Source organism: Dactylosporangium sp. NPDC048998 (assembly GCF_043197855.1).
Lineage (GTDB): Bacteria > Actinomycetota > Actinomycetes > Mycobacteriales > Micromonosporaceae > Dactylosporangium.
This window is the reverse complement of record NZ_JBICTV010000009.1, coordinates 293805-310570: the sequence shown is the minus strand read 5'-3', so window position 1 is coordinate 310570 and position 16766 is coordinate 293805. Positions and strand designations below refer to the sequence as shown.

The following is a 16766-nucleotide window of genomic DNA, read 5'->3' as shown; positions in this document are numbered from 1 at the left end:
TTCCACAACGGCAACCGACACAGCGAAGCATCCTCACGACGGCGCCGCGATGCGTCAACGAGTCCGGCACACGCGCCAGGGGTGAAACCCGAAAGTCACCCGGATAGCCGCCGATCAGTCCTCCAGCGACACGGGGGTGAGATGTACCAGACGTTCAGGCCGTTACTGGACGCGCTGAAACAACGCGGGGCAGACGCACAGGCCGTCGACCGGGCGGCCGAGGAGGCCGAGCGCACCGGCCGATCGATCCGAGCCGTGCTCATCAACGACCACATCGTCACCGAGGAGCAGCTGACCGCCGCGTCGGCCGACGCGTACGGCATCGCCACCCTCGACCTCGTCGGTTACCCCATCGACCCGGCCGCCGTCACCAAGATCCCGATGGCCCTGGTGCTCAAGCACCGGGTCCTGGGCATCGCCCTGAACGAGCACGAGATCACCGTCGGCATCACCGACCCGGGTGACGTGCTCGCCCTGGATGACGTGCGCGCCGCGACGGGCCTCACGGTGCGTCCGGTCGTCGTCGCGCGCTCCGAGCTACGCAAGATCATCGACCGGCTGAAGCGCGAGGAGAACGACCTCGGCGAGGTCGCCGAGAGCCTGCGCGCGGAGGCGGCACCGGCCGTGTCCAACCTCACGGCCGTGAGCGAGGACGCGCCGATCGTCCGGTACGTCAACTCGCTGCTCGAGCAGGCCATCGTCAACCGCGCCTCCGACCTGCACCTCGAGCCCGGCGAGCACAACATGCGCGTGCGCTACCGGATCGACGGCGTGCTGCACGAGGTCGACACGGTGCCCAGGCACGTGCAGTCGGCCCTGATCTCCCGCCTCAAGATCATGTCAAACGTCGACATCACCGAGCGCCGCGTGCCCCAGAACGGCCGCATCACGGTCGAGATCAACCAGCGGGTGGTCGACCACGGTGCGGGGCGAGAAGATCGTCCTGCGCGTGCTGGACGCCAGCGGCATGGACCTCAAGCTGGCCAAGCTCGGCTTCGGCAAGAGCAACTACGAGCGGTTCGCGAACTCGTTCAACAAGCCGCACGGGATGCTGCTCGTCACCGGCCCGACGGGCTCGGGCAAGTCGACGACGCTCTACGCGACGCTCGCCGAGATCAGCAAGCCCACCGTCAACATCATCACTGTCGAGGACCCGGTCGAGTACCGCCTGCCTGGCGTCAACCAGGTCCAGGTCGACATCAAGGCCGGATTGACGTTCGCCGCCGTGCTGCCGGCGATCCTGCGCTCCGACCCGGACGTGGTGCTCATCGGCGAGATCCGCGACCGTACCACCGCGCAGCTGGCCGTCGAGGCGGCGCTCACCGGCCACCTGGTGCTCTCCACGCTGCACACCAACGACGCCCCCAGCGCCGTCACGCGGCTCGTCGAGATGGGCATCGAGCCGTTCCTGGTCGGCTCCTCGGTGGACTGCGTGCTCGCCCAGCGCCTCGCGCGACGCCTGTGCGACTGGTGCAAGACGGAGTACGGACCCATGGAGGCGGAGCTGATCGGCGCTCGCTGGCCCTACGACCTGCTCGGCACGCCGGAGACGCTGTGGCGCCCGGTCGGCTGCCGCTCCTGCGCCAACACCGGCTACCGCGGCCGCATCGCGCTGCACGAGGTCATGCCGGTCTCCCCCCGACATCGAGAAGCTCGCGATCGACCGCGCTTCGGCGCACGAGATCCAGGCGGTCGCATACCGCGAGGGCCTGCTCGACCTGCGCATCGACGGCCTCGCCAAGGCGGCGGAGGGCCAGACCTCGATCCCCGAGGTCGTCCGCGTCGCCGTGTGAATCCTCAGCTCCCGCACAGCCCTGCCGATGGCGCTCATGAGGTCTTTCCGCCGCATCGGTACCGCAAGGAGCCCACGTGACCAACCAGGCATCACCCGGCGGCCGGCCGGGCCCGGCGTACGGAGCCACCCCGACCGGCGCGACGCCCGGAGCCGTTCCCGGCGCGATGCCCGGTGCGGCGCACGGAACGAGGGCCATCGCGGCGCAAGGAACGAGGGCCGGCGCGGCGCACGGAACGAGGGCCATCGCGGCGCAAGGAACGAGGGCCGGCGCGGCGCACGGAACGAGGGCCGGCTCGACGCACGGGGCCATGGCCAGCGCCCTCGCGACAGGCATCCCGACCAGCGACGAACGGGCGTCGCTGGACGCGATGCTCGTCTCGCTCGTCCGCGTCAGCGGCTCCGACCTGCATCTGACCGTCGGCGCCCCGCCCACGGTGCGTATCAACGGCGGCCTGCGGTACCTGCCCGGCTACGACGACCTCACGCCCGAGGACACCGAGATGCTGGTGCGCGCCGCGGTGCTCAACGACGGCCAGTGGCGGCAGTTCGTGGAGGTGCGGGAGCTCGACTTCGCCTACGCGATCGAGGGCGTCTCACGCTTCCGGGTCAACCTCTACCACCAGCGCGGCTCCTACGGCGCCGCGTTCCGCGCGATCTCGCACAACATCAAGCCGCTCGACCAGCTCGGCGTGCCGGAGCAGGTGGCCCGCTTCGCGCACCTGCACCGCGGCCTGGTGCTGGTCACCGGCCCGACCGGCTCGGGCAAGACGACGACCCTGGCGGCGATCCTGGACCTGGCCAACCGCACCCGCTCGTCGCACATCGTGACCATCGAGGACCCGATCGAGTTCCTCCACGAGCACAAGCGATGCCTGGACAACCAGCGCGAGGTCGGCGCCGACACCACGTCGTTCGCGATGGCGCTCAAGCACGCGCTGCGCCAGGATCCGGACATCATCCTCGTCGGCGAGCTGCGCGACCTGGAGACCACGTCCACGGCCCTGACCGCGGCCGAGACCGGCCACCTGGTGCTCGCGACGCTGCACACGCAGAGCGCGGCGCAGACCGTCGACCGGGTCATCGACATCTTCCCGCCGCACCAGCAGCAGCAGATCCGCGCCCAGCTGTCCAACGCGCTGCAGGGTGTGGTGACGCAGGCGCTCGCGCCGCGCGCCGACGGGCGGGGCCGCACGATCGTCACCGAGATCATGTTCGCCACACCCGCGATCCGAAACCTGATCCGGGAGGGCAAGAACCACCAGATCCCGTCGTTCATGCAGTCCAGCGGCAACGACGGCATGCTCTCGTTCGACCAGCACCTGGCCGAGCGGGTCCGCCAGCAGCTCGTCACCTACGAGACGGCGCTCGAGCTGTGCCACTCGGCGGAGGAGTTCCGCCGCCTGGCCGGCCGCACCTGAGAACGCGACGCGAGCAACGCGGGCGCGCGGGCGGAAAACCAGGCCGCCGGCAGCACGGAACGCGGGAAAGGGCGCTGTGAGAGATGGTTGCCACCAAGACGTACGACTACCAGACGATCGACCACGACGGTAAGCGCACCAAGGGCAAGATCGAGGCGTCGAACGAGCTCGCCGCCGCGCAGCTGCTGCGCCAGCAGGGGCTCACGCCGCTCGCGATCACCAGCGCCGACACGCTGATGCGGCGCGAGATCCGCGTGCCCGGCCTCGGCGACCGAACGTCGCTCAAGGACCTCTCGGTGTTCGCGCGGCAGTTCGCGACGATGACCCAGTCCGGCATGTCGCTGCTGCGCTCGCTGGCGGTGCTGGAGGACCAGGCCCCGAAGCCGTCGCTGAAGAAGGCGCTCGGCGAGGTACGGCTGGACATCGAGGGCGGCACGTCCCTCTCCGTCGCCCTGGGCAAGCACCCCAAGGTGTTCCCGACGCTGATGGTCGCGATGATCCGGGCCGGCGAGACCGGCGGTTTTCTCGACAACGCCCTGGACCGCATCGCGACCAACTTCGAGAAGGACGCCGCGCTCCGCGGCAAGATCAAGAGCGCGCTCACGTACCCCGTGATCGTCCTCCTCTGCACGGTCGTGATGATCAGCGCCGTCCTGATCTTCATCGTGCCCATCTTCGAGAAGATGTTCCAACAGCTCGGCGGCGAGCTCCCGCTACCCACCCGGATCATCGTGACCGCCAGCCACACGCTGTTCTGGCTCGGGCCGGTGCTCATCCTCGTCGCGGCCGTCACCACCGTGGCGTTCCGCCGGATCATGGCCGGAAATCCGGCCGTGCGGCTGTGGTTCGACAAGGTGAAGCTGCGCCTGCCGGTGTTCGGCCCGCTGTTCACGAAGATCGCGCTGAGCCGGTTCTCGCGCAACCTGGGCACGCTGCTCGGCGTCGGCGTCCCCGTGCTGCAGGCGCTCGACGTCGTCGGCGCCACCACCGGCAACACCGTCATCACAGCGGCGATGACCGATCTGCAGCAGGCAGTGCGCGAGGGGCGGCCCATGTCGTCCCAACTCGGACAGCACAAGATCTTCCCGCCGATGGTCGTCCAGATGGTCGAGGTCGGCGAAGAGAGCGGCCAAATCAGTCAGATGCTCGAAAAGGTTGCCGATTTCTACGACCGAGAGGTCGACAGCGCGGCGGAGGCGCTGACCGCGTCCATCGAGCCGATCATGGTGCTCGTCATGGGCGGCGTGGTCGGCGGAATGATCGTCTGCCGGTACCTGCCGATGTTCTCGATCTACCAGAACATCCAGAGCAACTGACGCCCAGCGCGGCCGGCCGGGCGCGGGTCCGGCACGGCCGGGCCCGATGCCCACCGAACGCCCGGCAACGCAACGGCAACGGCGGCGGTATCGCCGGCACACCCGGCGAATCCCCTACTGAGAGCACCACCTGATGCATCGAACCGCCGGTGCCACAGGAAACCTGGCGCCAGGCAGCGGAGCCTCGCCACTACCCACACCCCCAGGCAGAAGAGCAGGAGGCTCACCCATGCAAGAGCCGCTGCGCAGGATGCGGAAGAAGCGCGCTGCCGGAGACGGCGGTTTCACGCTCGTCGAGCTGCTCGTCGTGGTTGTGATCATCGGCGTGCTCGTCGCGATCGCGGTCCCAATGTACCTGAGCTACCGCAAGGGTGCGGCCAACAAGTCCGCGGAGTCCGACGTGCGCGCGGCGGTCAGCGCGGTCGAGCAGTTCTACACCGAGAACAGCAACTCGTACCCCGCCGACGGTACCAGCACCGCCGACAAGCTCGTCTTCGGCACCACGAACAGTGGCGCGACCGCTACGGGCGGCAGCCCTCAGACGGCCACGTTGTCGCCGGACAACAGCATGCGGTACAAAAAGGCGACGGACGGCGGGAGCTACCGCATCTGTGCCATGAACGCCGACGGCAAGGTCATCTACCTGTACGACAGCTCGGCCGGCGGCTCGGTCAAGAAGTCGCCCGTCCAGACCGACCTCGCGGGCTGCATCGCCGGCAACGCCGGCAACTGAGCCAGGCCCGCCCACAGGCGGCCGGCAACACGCCGCCGCGGCGGCCCGCACCCGGTCGAATCCGAGTGCGGGCCGCCAAAGCCACGACCTCGAACCCCGGCGAGCACGGAAGGACCGCGACATGACCTTCGTACTCATCGTCGTGGGCGTCGTCGGGCTCGCCGTCGGCTCGTTCCTCAACGTCGTCATCCACCGCGTCCCCCGCGGCGAGTCGCTCCTGCGCCCGGCGTCGCACTGTCCACAGTGCACGGCCCCGGTCCGCCCGCGGCACAACGTCCCCGTCCTCGGCTGGCTGCTGCTGCGGGGCCGCTGCGCCGACTGCGCCGCGCCGATCGGCATCCGCTACCCGCTCGTCGAGCTGGGCACCGCCACGCTGTTCGTCGCCGTGGCGATGCGCTGCATCGGGCCCGCGGGCCGCAGCGGCGCGAGCGAGGCCGCCGGGCCGTCGTGGCTGCAGATGCCCGCCTGGCTGTACCTCGCCGCGATCGCCGTCGCCCTGGCCCTCATCGACCTCGACGTGCTGCGCCTGCCCAACGCGATCGTGCTGCCCTCGTACGTCGTAGCCCCGCTGCTGTTCCTGCCCGCCGTCATCGTCGAGCGCGACTGGGCCGCGGCGCTGCGGGGCCTGCTCGCGATGGCCGCGCTGTGGACGTTCTACTTCCTGCTTTCCATCGTGTACCCCGGGGGCATGGGCTTCGGCGACGTCAAGCTCGCCGGCGTCCTCGGCCTGTATCTGGGCTGGCTCGGCTGGTCGTCCGTCGCCGTCGGCACGCTCGCCGCGTTCGTCCTCGGCGGGGCCGCCGGCCTGGTCCTGTTGGCCACCGGCCGCGCCGGGCGCAAGACCGCGCTGCCCTTCGGCCCGTCGATGCTGGCCGGCGCCCTGCTCGCGCTGTTCGCCGCGGCGCCGATCACCGACTGGTACACCAACCTGCTCGTCCCCGCGTAAACCGCGCCGCCCGCGCCGGAGCCGTGCGGCGTCATTTCGAGGGAGCACGATGGCCGCTGTCAACCTGATCGGACTGGACATCGGGACGGTGTCCATCCGCGCGGCGGAGACCAGCAACAGCAAGGAGGGGCCGGTCATCAGCAACTTCGGCCACATCCTGCTGCCGCCGGGCGTCGTGCAGAACGGCGCGGTCCAGGACGAGCACGCCGTCACCGGTGCGCTCAGTCAACGTCGCCGAGAGCTCGTTCACGCTGGCCACGCCGACGGAGAACACGGCGTTCCAGCGGCTGCGCGTGGTGCTGGTCGTCACCACCGACCCGGGCAGCGGCCAGACCGAGGCGACCACGGACCTGACGTTCACCGCGCTGAACAGCAGGGCCAGCACCGACGGGAGCACCATCTGCCCGAAAGCGAGGTCGTGACGTGATCCGGCGCATCCTCCGCTCGCTGCGCGGGCGCGACGACGGCTCCCTGCCGCTCGCCCTGATGCTGACCCCTCGTCGGCACCTCCCTGAGCACACTGATGGTCCCGGTGGTCATCACACAGCTGCGCAACACGGCCGAATCGACCGGACCAAGGCGCTGCACGCCGCGCAGGCCGGCATCGACATCGTCATCGGCAGCATCCGTGCCTCGGCGGGCACGATCGCCAACCTGCAGTGCATCCCGGCCGCCGACCCGCTCCTCGGCGTCGTCGGCGGCGGCCTGCCCGGCCGGTACCGGGTCTCCGTGCGGTTCCAGGACGCGACGAAGACCGACGTGGCGTGCGCGACGAGGAGCTCGCACCTGCTCAGCGTGCCCTCGTATGCGGTGATCACCTCGACCGGCTCGGCCCGGGGCGGCAGCGGCGACGCGTTCGACCCGGTGGCGTCGCGGACCCTCACCGCCACCTACGTGTTCCGGTTCACCAACGAGAACGTCGAGGGCGGGCTGGTCAGGTTCTACGGCGGCGCCTACTGCCTCGACGCGGGCTCCGGCTCGCCGGCCGTCGGCACCAACGTGACCACCCAGCCGTGCAACACGGGCAGCGCGCGGCAGACGTTCGCGTACACGAAGAACCTCACGCTGCAGCTGGTCTCGTCCAAGACGGCGGCGAACCCGCTCGGCATGTGCCTGGACTCCGGCGCCAACCCAGTAAGCGGCACCCTCGTGCAGTTCCAGCCGTGCGGCTCACCGACGATCCCGTACCACCAGCGGTGGAGCATCAACGACAGCTCCAACTTCCAGAGCACCGCGTCCAACGGCACCAGTCTGGGCAGCCTGTGCTTCCACGCCAAGTCCGGCAGCACGCCCGGCGCGTTCGTGGAGCTCGCCGCATGCGGCGGCGCGGCGGACGACACCCGCACGTTCGCGCCCGAGGCGTCCGTCGGCGCGGGCGCGGCCGGCCCGCCGTACCAGCTGGTCAACTTCAAGCAGTTCGGCCGCTGCGTCGACGTGACGAACTTCGACACGACCCTCGGGTTCCTGATCGTGTGGCCGTGCAAGCAGGCGCCGAACCCGCTCAACGTGGGCTGGAACCAGCGGTACAGCATCCCGGCCACGGGCACCGGGCTGGGCAGCATCACCGGGCAGATCAGCACGTACGACAGCACCAAGACGTACAAGACCTACTGCCTGACCACGGCGGAGCCGGGGGCCGCCGCGCACTTCGTGACGGTGAAGGTGTGCCCGGCCACGACCGACGCCTCGACGCTGGGGACGTGTCGTACCAGGAGAAGACGTACGGCGCGAGCTACGTCATCAAGGACCAGAACGGCAACTGCCTGACCCCGGCGAACCTCGACGACCCGAAGCTGCCGGCCACGGACATCTTCAAGGGCAGCACCACGGTCAGCAAGCTCACCGTGGCCGCCTGCGACGGCTCGAAGCTGCAGAAGTGGAACGCCCCGGCCAACATCGAGGACCCGTCGCGCTGAAGAACGTGGGCGAGCGGTGAGCGTCCCGTAGGGGGCGCCCTCGCCGAGGCCGCCACGGAATGCAGGGTCGGGTCGGGTGCATCGCCTGGATGGCATCGAGGCGGATGAGGACGAGGCTGACGGCATGAGCATCACCTGGGAGGCGCCGAAGGCCGTGACCACTCCCCCAGCGCCCTGCCACTCTGTGCGGGTACGCAGGCTGGGACGGTCTCGATCTGCATTGATCCATCCGAAGACGGTCGCCCTGCGTCGGCGAGCGACTACCCTTTGCGCATGGACCGCCTCGACGCCGAGCACACGGGGTTCCCGGCCGACGTGATCCCGCTGCAGTACCAGGCGCTGCTGCTCACCGACGAGTGCCGGATGAGCGCCTTCGCCGAGGCGATCGCGCACGCCGTCGCCCCCGGCATGCGCGTGCTCGACCTCGGCGCCGGCACCGGCGTACTCAGCTACTTCGCCGCCCGGCAGGGCGCCACCGTCACCGCGATCGAGCGCGAGCCGCGCGTGTTCGCCACCGCGCGGGCTGCGCTGCGCGCGGCGACCGGCGACGCGGTGCGGATGCTGCACGCCGACGCCCGCGACTACCTGCCCGAGGAGCCGGTCGACCTGGTGATGTGCGAGATGCTGCACGTCGGGCTGCTCCGCGAGCGCCAGGTCGAGGTGATCAACGGCTTCAAGCGCCGCTATATGCGCCACATCGGCGGGCCGCTGCCCCGGTTCCTGCCGGAGGCGTGCGTGCAGGCCGCGCAGCCGGTCGAGCAGGACCTCACGTACTCCGGCTACACCGTCCCGGCGCCGGTGTTCCAGCCGCCGCGGAGCGTGCAGCCGCGCACCGTGGAGGCAGCGCCGCCGCAGGTATTCCAGCAGTTCTTCTACTCCGGCCCGCTACCGGCCCGGTGTGCGGCCGACCTGACGTTCGTGGCCGAACGACCCGCGTTGGTCAACGCCGTGCGGCTGGTCACCAAGAACCTGCTCGCGGTGACGTACGATCCGCCCGGCAGCGTCGACTGGACGATGAACTACCTCGTCGTGCCGGTCGCCGAGCCGGTCGAGGTGCTCACCGGCGACGAGGTGCGCATCCGCTTCGAGTACGCGCCGAGCGACGAGATCCCCGCCCTCACCGGCGGCCTGCGCGCCGGCGTCCCCGCCCACGCACACTGAATCCGCGCCGGCGGCACACGGTTTCCACACGGGTGCGCCGCTACCGTCGGCGGCATGCGAATCGATCGGCGCCGGCGTGAAAAACTCGGCCTCATCGGCACCGTGGCCGGCACCGCGCCGTGGGTGATCATGATCCTCGCCCCGATGCCGGGGCCGCGGCGGGTCAACTGGAACCCGGTCCGCGGCCTCGCCGACGTCCTGACCGGCGACCCGCGCGACGCGATCATCCAGATGGGCGGCAACCTGGCCGTGTTCGCCGCGTTCGGGGTGTTCGGCCCGATGCGCTGGCGCCTGAACGCCTGGGCGGTGACCGGCCTGGCCGCGCTCGGCTCGGCCGTGCTCGAGACGCTGCAGTACGTCCTGGACCTCGGCCGCGTCACCGCCGTCGACGACGTGCTCGTCAACGCCGCCGGAGCGGGTCTTGCGGCGGTACTGGCGCGACGGTGGCGCCGGCCGCCCCGCCCCGTGGAGGCGGCGCCGCGGCGCGCTCAGGAACCGGACACGCCCAGCCCGTCGCGATGAGGGCGAGGGCCGCGGCGTAGGTGGCCATCACGACCACGTCCCGGCCGGCGAAGTCCAGCCCGGCCGCGCCGGCGCCGATGAGCAGGTCGGAGGCGAGGAACAGCGCCCCGCCGAGCCCCACCCGGGCCGAGACGCCGGTCGCGGCGCACGCCATCGCGGCCAGCGCCATGCTGTACCCGAGGATCGGCCACCGCAGCGCGCCGAGGTGGCCCCACAGCAGCGCGTTGAGCCCGGCCCACAGCACCGCGTAGCCGGCGACCGCGACGGCCCGGGGGCGCGCCCGCCGCAGGAACGCGGCCAGCAGGCACACCTGGGTACCGAGGAAACAGGCCATGCCGGCCAGGAACGGCAGCCGGCCGGGCACCAGCAGGACCACGTCGCCCGCGGTGGCGAACATCAGGGCGACCGTCACCGCGTCGCGGCGGCCCCGGCTCACGAGGTACCAGATCAGGATCGGGGCCAGCAGGGGCTTGGCGATCCACTGCAGGGCGCGCTGGTCCGCCGCGACCCCGGCCAGCTCCACGGCGGCGGCCACGGCGAACAGCGGCAGGGGCAGGCGCCTCATGCCGCGGGCTGCCATCCGGGGCGGCCGAACACGAGGCGCAGCCGGTCCCGCAGGCGCGCGGCCGAGCGCACGTCCCGCCAGATCGCCGCGTACTCGTGCGTGGCCACGCGCAGCGGGTTGTAGGTGCCGATGTTCTTCGTCAGGCCGTACACCACCCGGGCCCGTTCGGGCTCGAACGAGCCGAACAGCCGGTCCCAGACGATGAGGATGCCCCCGTAGTTGCGGTCCAGGTACTCCGCGTTCGCGCCGTGGTGGACGCGGTGGTGCGACGGGGTGTTGAAGAACCACTCGATCGGCCGCCACAGCCGGTCCACCCGCTCGCTGTGCAGGAAGAACTGGTACGCCAGGCTGATCGACTGCTGCAGGAACACCATCCACGGCGGGATGCCCAGCAGCGGCAGGAACAGCCAGAACGGCGTTGAGGTCATCGGGGTCCAGCTCTGGCGCAGCGCCGTGGACAGGTTGAAGAACACGCTCGAGTGGTGCACGACGTGGCCGGCCCAGAACAGGCGCACCTCGTGGTGCAGGCGGTGGAACCAGTAGTACGCCAGGTCGTCGGCGAAGAACAGCACGACCCACGTCCACGGGCTGTGCGGGTCCATCCGCAGCGGGGTCAGCACGTACAGGCCGGCGTAGGCGACCGCGACCACGAGCTTCCACGGCACGCCGATGATCTGGCTGCCCAGGCCCATCGACAGGCTGGTGGCGGTGTCGCGGACCTCGTAGCCGCGCTCGTCGTCGTCGGGCAGGAACCGGTACGAGACCGCCTCGACGACGATGAGCAGCAGGAACGCCGGTACGGCGTACAAAACGGCGGGGATCATGGGGTCGATCTCCCTCCTTCGCGGGGGCGGGGGTATGCCGCGGGGGTCAGGTGGTGACGTCGGTGGGCTCGGCGCCGATGGGGGCGGTCAGCAGCGCCCTCGCCTGGGCCTCGGCGGCGGCGGGGTCCCCGGCGGCGATGTGCCCGCCGAGCCGGCGGTGCCCGGCCACGTCGAGCAGCTCGGCGGTGCGCCGCCCGGCCGGCACCCGCCCGACGGCGAGCGCGCCGCCGACGAGGCTGTTGAAGGCCAGCAGGTACGCCACGTTGCCGCTGCCGACGATGATCTCCCGCCACAGGGCCACGTTCGCCTCGCCCATCCGGTCCAGGTCCGGCCCCGATCCCGCGTACGCCTCGACGGCGGCCAGCACGGCGTCGCGCGCCACGTCGCCGGCCCGCTCGGCGCACAGGCGGGCGGCGTCGGCGCCGAGGCAGGCGCGCATCTCGAGCACGTCGCGGACGAGGGTGTCCAGCGGCAGGACGTCCGGCGTCGCGCCGCGGGCCGTGCCCCCGTCCCCGGGACCGCGAGCGCCGGATCCGGCAACCGCGGCGGGTCGCTCGGCGCGCACGCCGGTCAGGGCCATCGCCAGGTCCAGGCCGGCGTGGCGGCGCCAGTCGAGCACCCGGGTGGCGCCGCCCTGGGCGACCCGGACCAGGCCGAGCTGCTGCAGGCGGCGCAGCGCCTCCCGGACCGCGTGCCGGTTGACCTCGAACACGGCGGCGAGCTCCCGCTCGCTGGGCAGGCTCGAGTCCGGCGGGTACGCCCCGGCCAGGATCGCGTCGCGCACCTGGCCGAACACGTGGTCGGACACCGAGCTGCGGCTCGCCGGCACGAACTCCATACCCGGCAGTGTGCCACCCATCAACTGGTTGGACCAGTCCCTCGAACCACAAGACAGACGCGTCGAATCCTGCGGGTGCTCCGGCTCAGGACCTCAGCTCGTCGACGATCCGCTGTGCGTTGGTGGCGTGCTTGGCGTACGCGCTGGCGAACGCGCTGCGCTGGACCGCCTGCGCGGCGTTGGTGACGCTCATCTGCTGCCAGCCGTTGACCTTCATCAGCTTGTTGTAGAACTTCGCCGACGCGAACGCCGGGTCCATGAGCTGCTCCGGCGTGCCCCAGATGCTGACCCGCTGCTGGAAGATCCCGACCGAGTCGTAGTTCGTGCCGGTGCCCTCGTGCGGCAGATTCATCGACGCCGGCACCTTCGGGTTGGCGAGGTTCTTCAGATACGTCTCCTGCAGCGCGGTCGCGATCGCCACGACCATCGCCCGCTCCGGCAGGTTCATCTGCCGGGCCACCTCGACCACGATGAACGCGTTGTTGGTCTGCGCCTGCGTCAGCCCGGCCACCGGCTTCGGCACCAGCGACTGCCCCGGCAGCGCGGCCTGGGCGGCGCCGCGGGCCGCGTTGGCTCGGGCATGGGTCTCGTAGAACTTCGCGGCGTCGAAGCTGGTGTCGTCCGCGACAGCCGCGGGCTGGTCGGGGAAGAGCGCCCAGGACACACCGACGCTGATCATCGAGGCGACCAGGCTGACCGCGGCAAGCAGCGCCATTCTGCTGATGTGCAGACGACGTGCGGCAGCGCGCCTGCGCCGGGGGGTGGCGCCACGCACCGCGACAGCTTACGAACGTGGCGCCCGTACCGAAAGGCGGGATCCCCGGTTAAATCCCGGCTTTAGGAAAAACTAAGGAACATCACGGAACGTCACTGTCCCGTGCCACCCGTCAGCCCGCGCCGCTTCAGCAGCGGCTCGATGAGCGGATCGCGGCCGCGGAACGCGCGATAGACCTCCATCGAGTCCGCGCTGCCGCCCTTGGCCAGCAGCCCGTCACGGAAAGCGTCGCCGCTGTCGCGGCACAGGCCACCCCGCTCGGTCAGCCAGTCGACGGTGTCCGCGTCGAGGACCTCGCTCCAGATGTAGGAGTAGTAGCCGGCGCTGTACGCGGCACCGCTGAAGATGTGCGCGAAGTACGGCGTGCGGTAGCGGGGCGGCACGAACGGCGTCGCCACCCCGGCCCGCTCCAGCGCCGCCTCCTCGAACGCCATGACATCGTCGACCGCCGCCGCGTCCTCGACGCTCAGCGTGTGCCAGGCGAGGTCGAGCAGGGTGGCCGCCAGGTACTCCGTCGTGGCGAACCCCTTGTTGAACCGCTCGGCGGCCTGGAGCCGGTCGACGACCTCCTGCGGCAGCGGCTCGCCGGCGCGGTGGTGCAGCGCGTAGCTGGCCAGCACCTCCGGCCAGAGCATCCACACCTCGTTGACCTGCGACGGGTACTCGACGAAGTCGCGCGGCACCCGCGTGCCGGCGAACTTCGGGAAGTACACCTGCGAGAACAGCGTGTGCAGGGCATGACCGAACTCGTGGAAGAGGGTGCGGACCTCGTCCAGGGTGAGCAGCGTCGGCTCGCCGTCCGGCGCCCGGTTGATGTTGAGGTTGTTGACCGCCACCGGTGCGGTGCCGAACAGCCGCGACTGCGCCACGAGCGCGTTGGCCCAGGCGCCGCCGCGCTTGGACGCACGGGTGAAGAAGTCGCCGATGAACAGCCCGAGCGGGCCGCCGTCGCGGTCGAAGACCTCGAACACCCGGGCGTCGGGGTGGTACGCCCGCAGGTCCGGCCGCTCCTCGAAGCGCAGCCCGTACAGCCCGCCGGCGGCGAAGAAGACCCCGTCGCGCAGCACCCGCTCCAGCTCGAAGTACGGACGCAGCTCGGCCTCGTCGATCGCGTAGCGCTCGCGGCGGATCCGCTCGGTGTAGTACGCCCAGTCCCAGGGCCGCAGCGGGAACGCCGCGTCGCCGTGGGCCTCGTCGATGGCGGCCTGCAGGTCCTCGGCCTCGGCCGACGCGTTGGCCGTCGCCGCCGGCACGAGCTTGGCCAGCATCTCCTCGACCGCCGGCACGGAGCGGGCCGTGTTGTCGGAGATGTTGTACGCCGCGTGGTGCTCGAAGCCGAGCAGCCGCGCCCGCTCCGCGCGCAGCCGGACGATGCGCAGCACGATCGCCGTGGTGTCGAGCTCACCGCCGCGGGACCCGCGGCCGACGGACGCGGTGTGCAGGCGCTCGCGCAGCGCGCGGTCGCGCAGCGACGCGAGCGCCGGCTGCGCCGTCGGCAGGATCAGGTTCAGCACGTACTTCCCGTCGAGCCCTCGGTCGCGCCCGGCCACCGCGGCGGCGGCGATCGCGTCGGCGGAGAGCCCCTCGAGCTCCGCCTCGTCGTCCACGACGACGGCGCCGGCCTTCATCTCGTCGCGCACGAGGTTGCCGAAGTCGGTCGCCAGGGCCGCCAACTCGGCGTTGATCTCCCGCAGCCGCACGTGCTGCTCCTGCGACAGCTCGGCGCCGGCGCGCACGAACTCGGTGTGGTACCGCTCCAGCAGCCACGCCGGCTCAGGCTCCAGGCCGAGCTCGTCGCGGCGCTCGTAGAGGGTCTTGATCCGGCGGTACAGCCCGGCGTCGAGCATGATGGCGTCGCTGTGCGCCGACAGCTTCGGGACGACCTCGGCCTCGATCTCCTGCAGCCGCGGCGTGGTGTCGGCGCTGGTCACGGTGAAGAACGCGGCCGAGACGCGCTGCAGGACGCGCCCGGAGCGCTCCAGCGCCACCAGCGTGTTGTCGAAGGTCGGCGGGGCCGGGTCGGCGGCGATGGCCGCGACCTCGGAGCGCTGCTCGGCCATGCCCCGCTCGAAGGCCGGCAGGTAGTGGTCGACCTCGATGCGGTCGAACGGCGGCAGCTGGTACGGCAGGTCGCTCGGGACGAGGAACGGGTTGTCCGTGGTCACCTACCGACTGTATCGGCCCCCGCGCGACCGTCACGTCCCCTGCAATCTTTCGGACGCCCTTTGCGACGCCCTTGCAGACGCCCCGGCGGTCCCGCCGGCTGGGCGGCACCGCTCAGTCGAGCGGTCCGGTGTACGCCGCCCGCAGCCGCAGCCGCGTCGGCCGCGCGTACTCCTCCATCGCGTGGGCGAGCCAGCCGACCGTGCGCGCGATGCCGAAAATCGCCTCGGCCGCGCCGCGGGGCATGCCGGCCAGGTGCGTCAGCAGCCCGAGCGCGAAGTCCACGTTCATGGCCGGCAGCCGGATCCGGCGCGCCTCGTCGAGCATCGCCTCCGCGACGGCCAGCCGGGGATGGTCCGGTACCGCCCGGCGCACCCGTTCCAGCAAGGCCTCGCCGCGCGCGTCCCCGGCGCGGTAGACGGCGTGCCCGAACCCCGGGATCCGCTCCCCGCGCCGCAGCCGCTCCCCCATCGCGTACGAGGCCCGCGAGGCCGCGCCGATCTCGCCGAACAGCGACTCGACGCCGAGCGCGGCGCCGCCGTGCAGCGCCCCGCTGGTGACCCCGAGCCCCGCGAGGACCACGGCGTACGGGTCGGCCCGCACCGAGGCGGCCACCCGAGCCGCGAGCGTCGAGGAGGCCAGCTCGTGGTCGGCCAGCAGCACCATGGCGAACCGCAGCGCGTCGGCGAGCCGCTCGTCGGCCCCGTCCCCGGCGAACTTGCGCCACAGCCGCCCGTGCACGGTCCGGTCCCGCGCGAGCACCCCCGGCCCCACCACGACGTACGGCGTGTCCGGCTCCCCGAACCCGTCCCGCGCCGGGAGCGCGTCGACCATCCCCGCGACGAGCCCCTGCCCGACCCGCGCGACCGCCGCCGGCTCGAGGTTGAGCCGCACGGGATCGGCGACGGCGAGCGCGGTGACGATAACTTGGAGGCGCTCGAGCGGCAGCACCGCGGAGGCGAGCCCACGCTGCGCCTCCCGAGCCGCCGCGACGGCCTCAGCCCCCGCCGCCCACGCCTCCACCTCCGCCGCTGGCACGCCCGATGCCCGCTTCCTCGCCCCTCGCACGGCCGGCCGGGCGACCGCGCCGGACGCGCCCGCCGACGGCCCGGCGGACAGGTCCGTGACCGACTCGACGGCCGGCTCGGCGGACGGTTCGCTCGCCGACTCGTTGGACGGTTCGCTGGGCGGTTCCAGCCCCGTCCACAGCCAGACGGCGACCTGTTCGAGCCGCCAGGCATCGGCCAGTCCGATGGCGTCCCGCCCGCGGTAGTAGTGCCGGTCCTCGCCGAGCATCGTGACGGCAGACTCGATGACGAGCTCGGTCCCGCCGGGCTGCCGCCGGGGCCGCCCACGGCGTGCGAGGCGGTCGATCTCCGCGGGGTCGAAGACGCTGTGCCCGTCGGGGGCCTTGCGCCGGGTCAGCACTCCCCGGCTCACGTACGAATACAGCGTCGCCGCCTTGACCCCGAGCCGCCGCGCCGCCTCGTCCGCCCCGATCCACCCGCTCATCCACGGCCCCTCTCCGGCCACCGTTGCGTCACGCACACCATCCGCCCGCCCGCCATCCCGCCACGAACCGCCCTGCCTTGTCGCGGCGGCGTGCACCGCCCGCCTTGTCGCGCACGCCACGAACCGTAAGCCCGCAGCCAAGGCCGCGGACCGCCGCACCGCGGTCATCCGCGGCTCGCCGCCGGCCCACCACCAGCCGACCACCGCGGCGGACAGCCACGAACGCCCAAGTCCGCCGCGATCGCGATGTCGACTCCGGTCCATCGCCGCCAGCCCAGCCCA

17 protein-coding genes and 3 pseudogenes are annotated in these 16766 nt (G+C 71.7%); 11 read left to right on the top strand and 9 right to left on the bottom strand.

The window, feature by feature from the left end; genetic code table 11:
* Nucleotides 1–162 precede the first annotated feature (162 nt).
* Entirely contained in the window at nucleotides 163–432 is a 270-nt protein-coding gene (locus ACGFI8_RS23220) for a hypothetical protein (protein WP_392807804.1), read from the bottom strand.
* Between ACGFI8_RS23220 and ACGFI8_RS23215 the strand changes: the two are divergent.
* Nucleotides 376–513: pseudogene (locus ACGFI8_RS23215) on the top strand (hypothetical protein); the annotation flags it as partial. The gene ACGFI8_RS23220 and the pseudogene ACGFI8_RS23215 overlap by 57 nt on opposite strands.
* A gap of 24 nt (nucleotides 514–537) precedes the next feature.
* Here ACGFI8_RS23215 and ACGFI8_RS23210 read toward each other — a convergent pair.
* On the bottom strand, nucleotides 538–780 hold the full coding sequence (locus tag ACGFI8_RS23210) for a hypothetical protein (RefSeq protein ID WP_392807803.1): 243 nt from the start codon (nucleotides 778–780) through the stop codon (nucleotides 538–540).
* Here ACGFI8_RS23210 and ACGFI8_RS23205 point away from each other — a divergent pair.
* The 6 genes and pseudogenes from ACGFI8_RS23205 to ACGFI8_RS23180 all read left to right on the top strand — a co-directional run.
* Nucleotides 718–858 (top strand): annotated as a pseudogene (locus tag ACGFI8_RS23205) (ATPase, T2SS/T4P/T4SS family); the annotation flags it as partial. The gene ACGFI8_RS23210 and the pseudogene ACGFI8_RS23205 overlap by 63 nt on opposite strands.
* A gap of 64 nt (nucleotides 859–922) precedes the next feature.
* The gene (locus ACGFI8_RS23200) at nucleotides 923–1873 is read left to right on the top strand and encodes a GspE/PulE family protein (RefSeq protein WP_392807801.1); all 951 of its coding nucleotides are present in this window, start codon (nucleotides 923–925) and stop codon (nucleotides 1871–1873) included.
* On the top strand, nucleotides 1870–3213 hold the full coding sequence (locus ACGFI8_RS23195) for a type IV pilus twitching motility protein PilT (protein WP_392807799.1): 1344 nt from the start codon (nucleotides 1870–1872) through the stop codon (nucleotides 3211–3213). The genes ACGFI8_RS23200 and ACGFI8_RS23195 overlap by 4 nt, the downstream gene beginning before the upstream one ends.
* An 83-nt stretch (nucleotides 3214–3296) precedes the next feature.
* Nucleotides 3297–4529, top strand: a complete 1233-nt coding sequence (locus ACGFI8_RS23190) for a type II secretion system F family protein (RefSeq protein WP_392807797.1) — start codon at nucleotides 3297–3299, stop codon at nucleotides 4527–4529.
* A 229-nt stretch (nucleotides 4530–4758) separates the two neighbouring features.
* Nucleotides 4759–5262, top strand: coding sequence for a prepilin-type N-terminal cleavage/methylation domain-containing protein (locus ACGFI8_RS23185; protein WP_392807796.1), 504 nt, complete (start codon nucleotides 4759–4761; stop codon nucleotides 5260–5262).
* A gap of 121 nt (nucleotides 5263–5383) precedes the next feature.
* On the top strand, nucleotides 5384–6208 hold the full coding sequence (locus ACGFI8_RS23180) for a prepilin peptidase (protein ID WP_392807794.1): 825 nt from the start codon (nucleotides 5384–5386) through the stop codon (nucleotides 6206–6208).
* A 31-nt stretch (nucleotides 6209–6239) separates the two neighbouring features.
* On the opposite strand, the gene ACGFI8_RS23175 is transcribed toward ACGFI8_RS23180, so the two are convergent.
* The gene (locus ACGFI8_RS23175) at nucleotides 6240–6593 is read right to left on the bottom strand and encodes a hypothetical protein (protein WP_392807792.1); all 354 of its coding nucleotides are present in this window, start codon (nucleotides 6591–6593) and stop codon (nucleotides 6240–6242) included.
* Nucleotides 6594–6631: 38 nt separating this feature from the next.
* Here ACGFI8_RS23175 and ACGFI8_RS23170 point away from each other — a divergent pair, with 38 nt between their 5' ends.
* The 4 genes and pseudogenes from ACGFI8_RS23170 to ACGFI8_RS23155 form a co-directional block, all read left to right on the top strand.
* Nucleotides 6632–7975, top strand: coding sequence for an RICIN domain-containing protein (locus tag ACGFI8_RS23170; RefSeq protein WP_392807790.1), 1344 nt, complete (start codon nucleotides 6632–6634; stop codon nucleotides 7973–7975).
* Complete coding sequence (locus ACGFI8_RS23165) at nucleotides 7909–8124, top strand: hypothetical protein (protein WP_392807788.1); 216 nt, start codon at nucleotides 7909–7911, stop codon at nucleotides 8122–8124. The genes ACGFI8_RS23170 and ACGFI8_RS23165 overlap by 67 nt, the downstream gene beginning before the upstream one ends.
* A 273-nt stretch (nucleotides 8125–8397) precedes the next feature.
* Nucleotides 8398–9285, top strand: coding sequence for a methyltransferase domain-containing protein (locus ACGFI8_RS23160; protein WP_392807786.1), 888 nt, complete (start codon nucleotides 8398–8400; stop codon nucleotides 9283–9285).
* A 54-nt stretch (nucleotides 9286–9339) separates the two neighbouring features.
* Nucleotides 9340–9666 (top strand): annotated as a pseudogene (locus tag ACGFI8_RS23155) (VanZ family protein); the annotation flags it as partial.
* Between the two features lie 19 nt (nucleotides 9667–9685).
* Here the strand turns inward: ACGFI8_RS23155 and ACGFI8_RS23150 are convergent.
* From ACGFI8_RS23150 to ACGFI8_RS23125, 6 genes are all read right to left on the bottom strand, one after another.
* The gene (locus ACGFI8_RS23150; protein WP_392807785.1) at nucleotides 9686–10372 is read right to left on the bottom strand and encodes a lysoplasmalogenase; all 687 of its coding nucleotides are present in this window, start codon (nucleotides 10370–10372) and stop codon (nucleotides 9686–9688) included.
* Entirely contained in the window at nucleotides 10369–11196 is an 828-nt protein-coding gene (locus ACGFI8_RS23145; RefSeq protein ID WP_392807783.1) for a sterol desaturase family protein, read from the bottom strand. The genes ACGFI8_RS23150 and ACGFI8_RS23145 overlap by 4 nt, the downstream gene beginning before the upstream one ends.
* A 46-nt stretch (nucleotides 11197–11242) precedes the next feature.
* Complete coding sequence (locus tag ACGFI8_RS23140; RefSeq protein ID WP_392807782.1) at nucleotides 11243–12034, bottom strand: FadR/GntR family transcriptional regulator; 792 nt, start codon at nucleotides 12032–12034, stop codon at nucleotides 11243–11245.
* A gap of 85 nt (nucleotides 12035–12119) precedes the next feature.
* Nucleotides 12120–12749 carry a hypothetical protein gene (locus ACGFI8_RS23135; RefSeq protein ID WP_392807780.1) on the bottom strand — a complete coding sequence of 210 codons (630 nt, stop codon included), beginning with the start codon at nucleotides 12747–12749 and terminating at the stop codon, nucleotides 12120–12122.
* Nucleotides 12750–12901: 152 nt separating this feature from the next.
* A complete protein-coding gene (locus tag ACGFI8_RS23130) occupies nucleotides 12902–14974 on the bottom strand; it encodes a M3 family metallopeptidase (protein ID WP_392807778.1) in 2073 nt (690 codons plus the stop codon).
* A gap of 112 nt (nucleotides 14975–15086) precedes the next feature.
* Complete coding sequence (locus tag ACGFI8_RS23125) at nucleotides 15087–16484, bottom strand: citrate/2-methylcitrate synthase (RefSeq protein WP_392807776.1); 1398 nt, start codon at nucleotides 16482–16484, stop codon at nucleotides 15087–15089.
* Between the last annotated feature and the right edge of the window lie 282 nt (nucleotides 16485–16766).

Excerpts from the sequence above, each read along its gene's own strand:
- ACGFI8_RS23190 (WP_392807797.1), top strand. The coding sequence starts at position 3,297 with ATGGTTGCCACCAAGACGTACGACTACCAGACGATCGACCACGACGGT.
- ACGFI8_RS23185 (WP_392807796.1), top strand. The coding sequence starts at position 4,759 with ATGCAAGAGCCGCTGCGCAGGATGCGGAAGAAGCGCGCTGCCGGAGAC.
- ACGFI8_RS23180 (WP_392807794.1), top strand. The coding sequence starts at position 5,384 with ATGACCTTCGTACTCATCGTCGTGGGCGTCGTCGGGCTCGCCGTCGGC.
- ACGFI8_RS23160 (WP_392807786.1), top strand. The coding sequence starts at position 8,398 with ATGGACCGCCTCGACGCCGAGCACACGGGGTTCCCGGCCGACGTGATC.
- ACGFI8_RS23150 (WP_392807785.1), bottom strand. The coding sequence starts at position 10,372 with ATGAGGCGCCTGCCCCTGCCGCTGTTCGCCGTGGCCGCCGCCGTGGAG.
- ACGFI8_RS23145 (WP_392807783.1), bottom strand. The coding sequence starts at position 11,196 with ATGATCCCCGCCGTTTTGTACGCCGTACCGGCGTTCCTGCTGCTCATC.
- ACGFI8_RS23140 (WP_392807782.1), bottom strand. The coding sequence starts at position 12,034 with ATGGAGTTCGTGCCGGCGAGCCGCAGCTCGGTGTCCGACCACGTGTTC.
- ACGFI8_RS23135 (WP_392807780.1), bottom strand. The coding sequence starts at position 12,749 with ATGGCGCTGCTTGCCGCGGTCAGCCTGGTCGCCTCGATGATCAGCGTC.
- ACGFI8_RS23125 (WP_392807776.1), bottom strand. The coding sequence starts at position 16,484 with ATGAGCGGGTGGATCGGGGCGGACGAGGCGGCGCGGCGGCTCGGGGTC.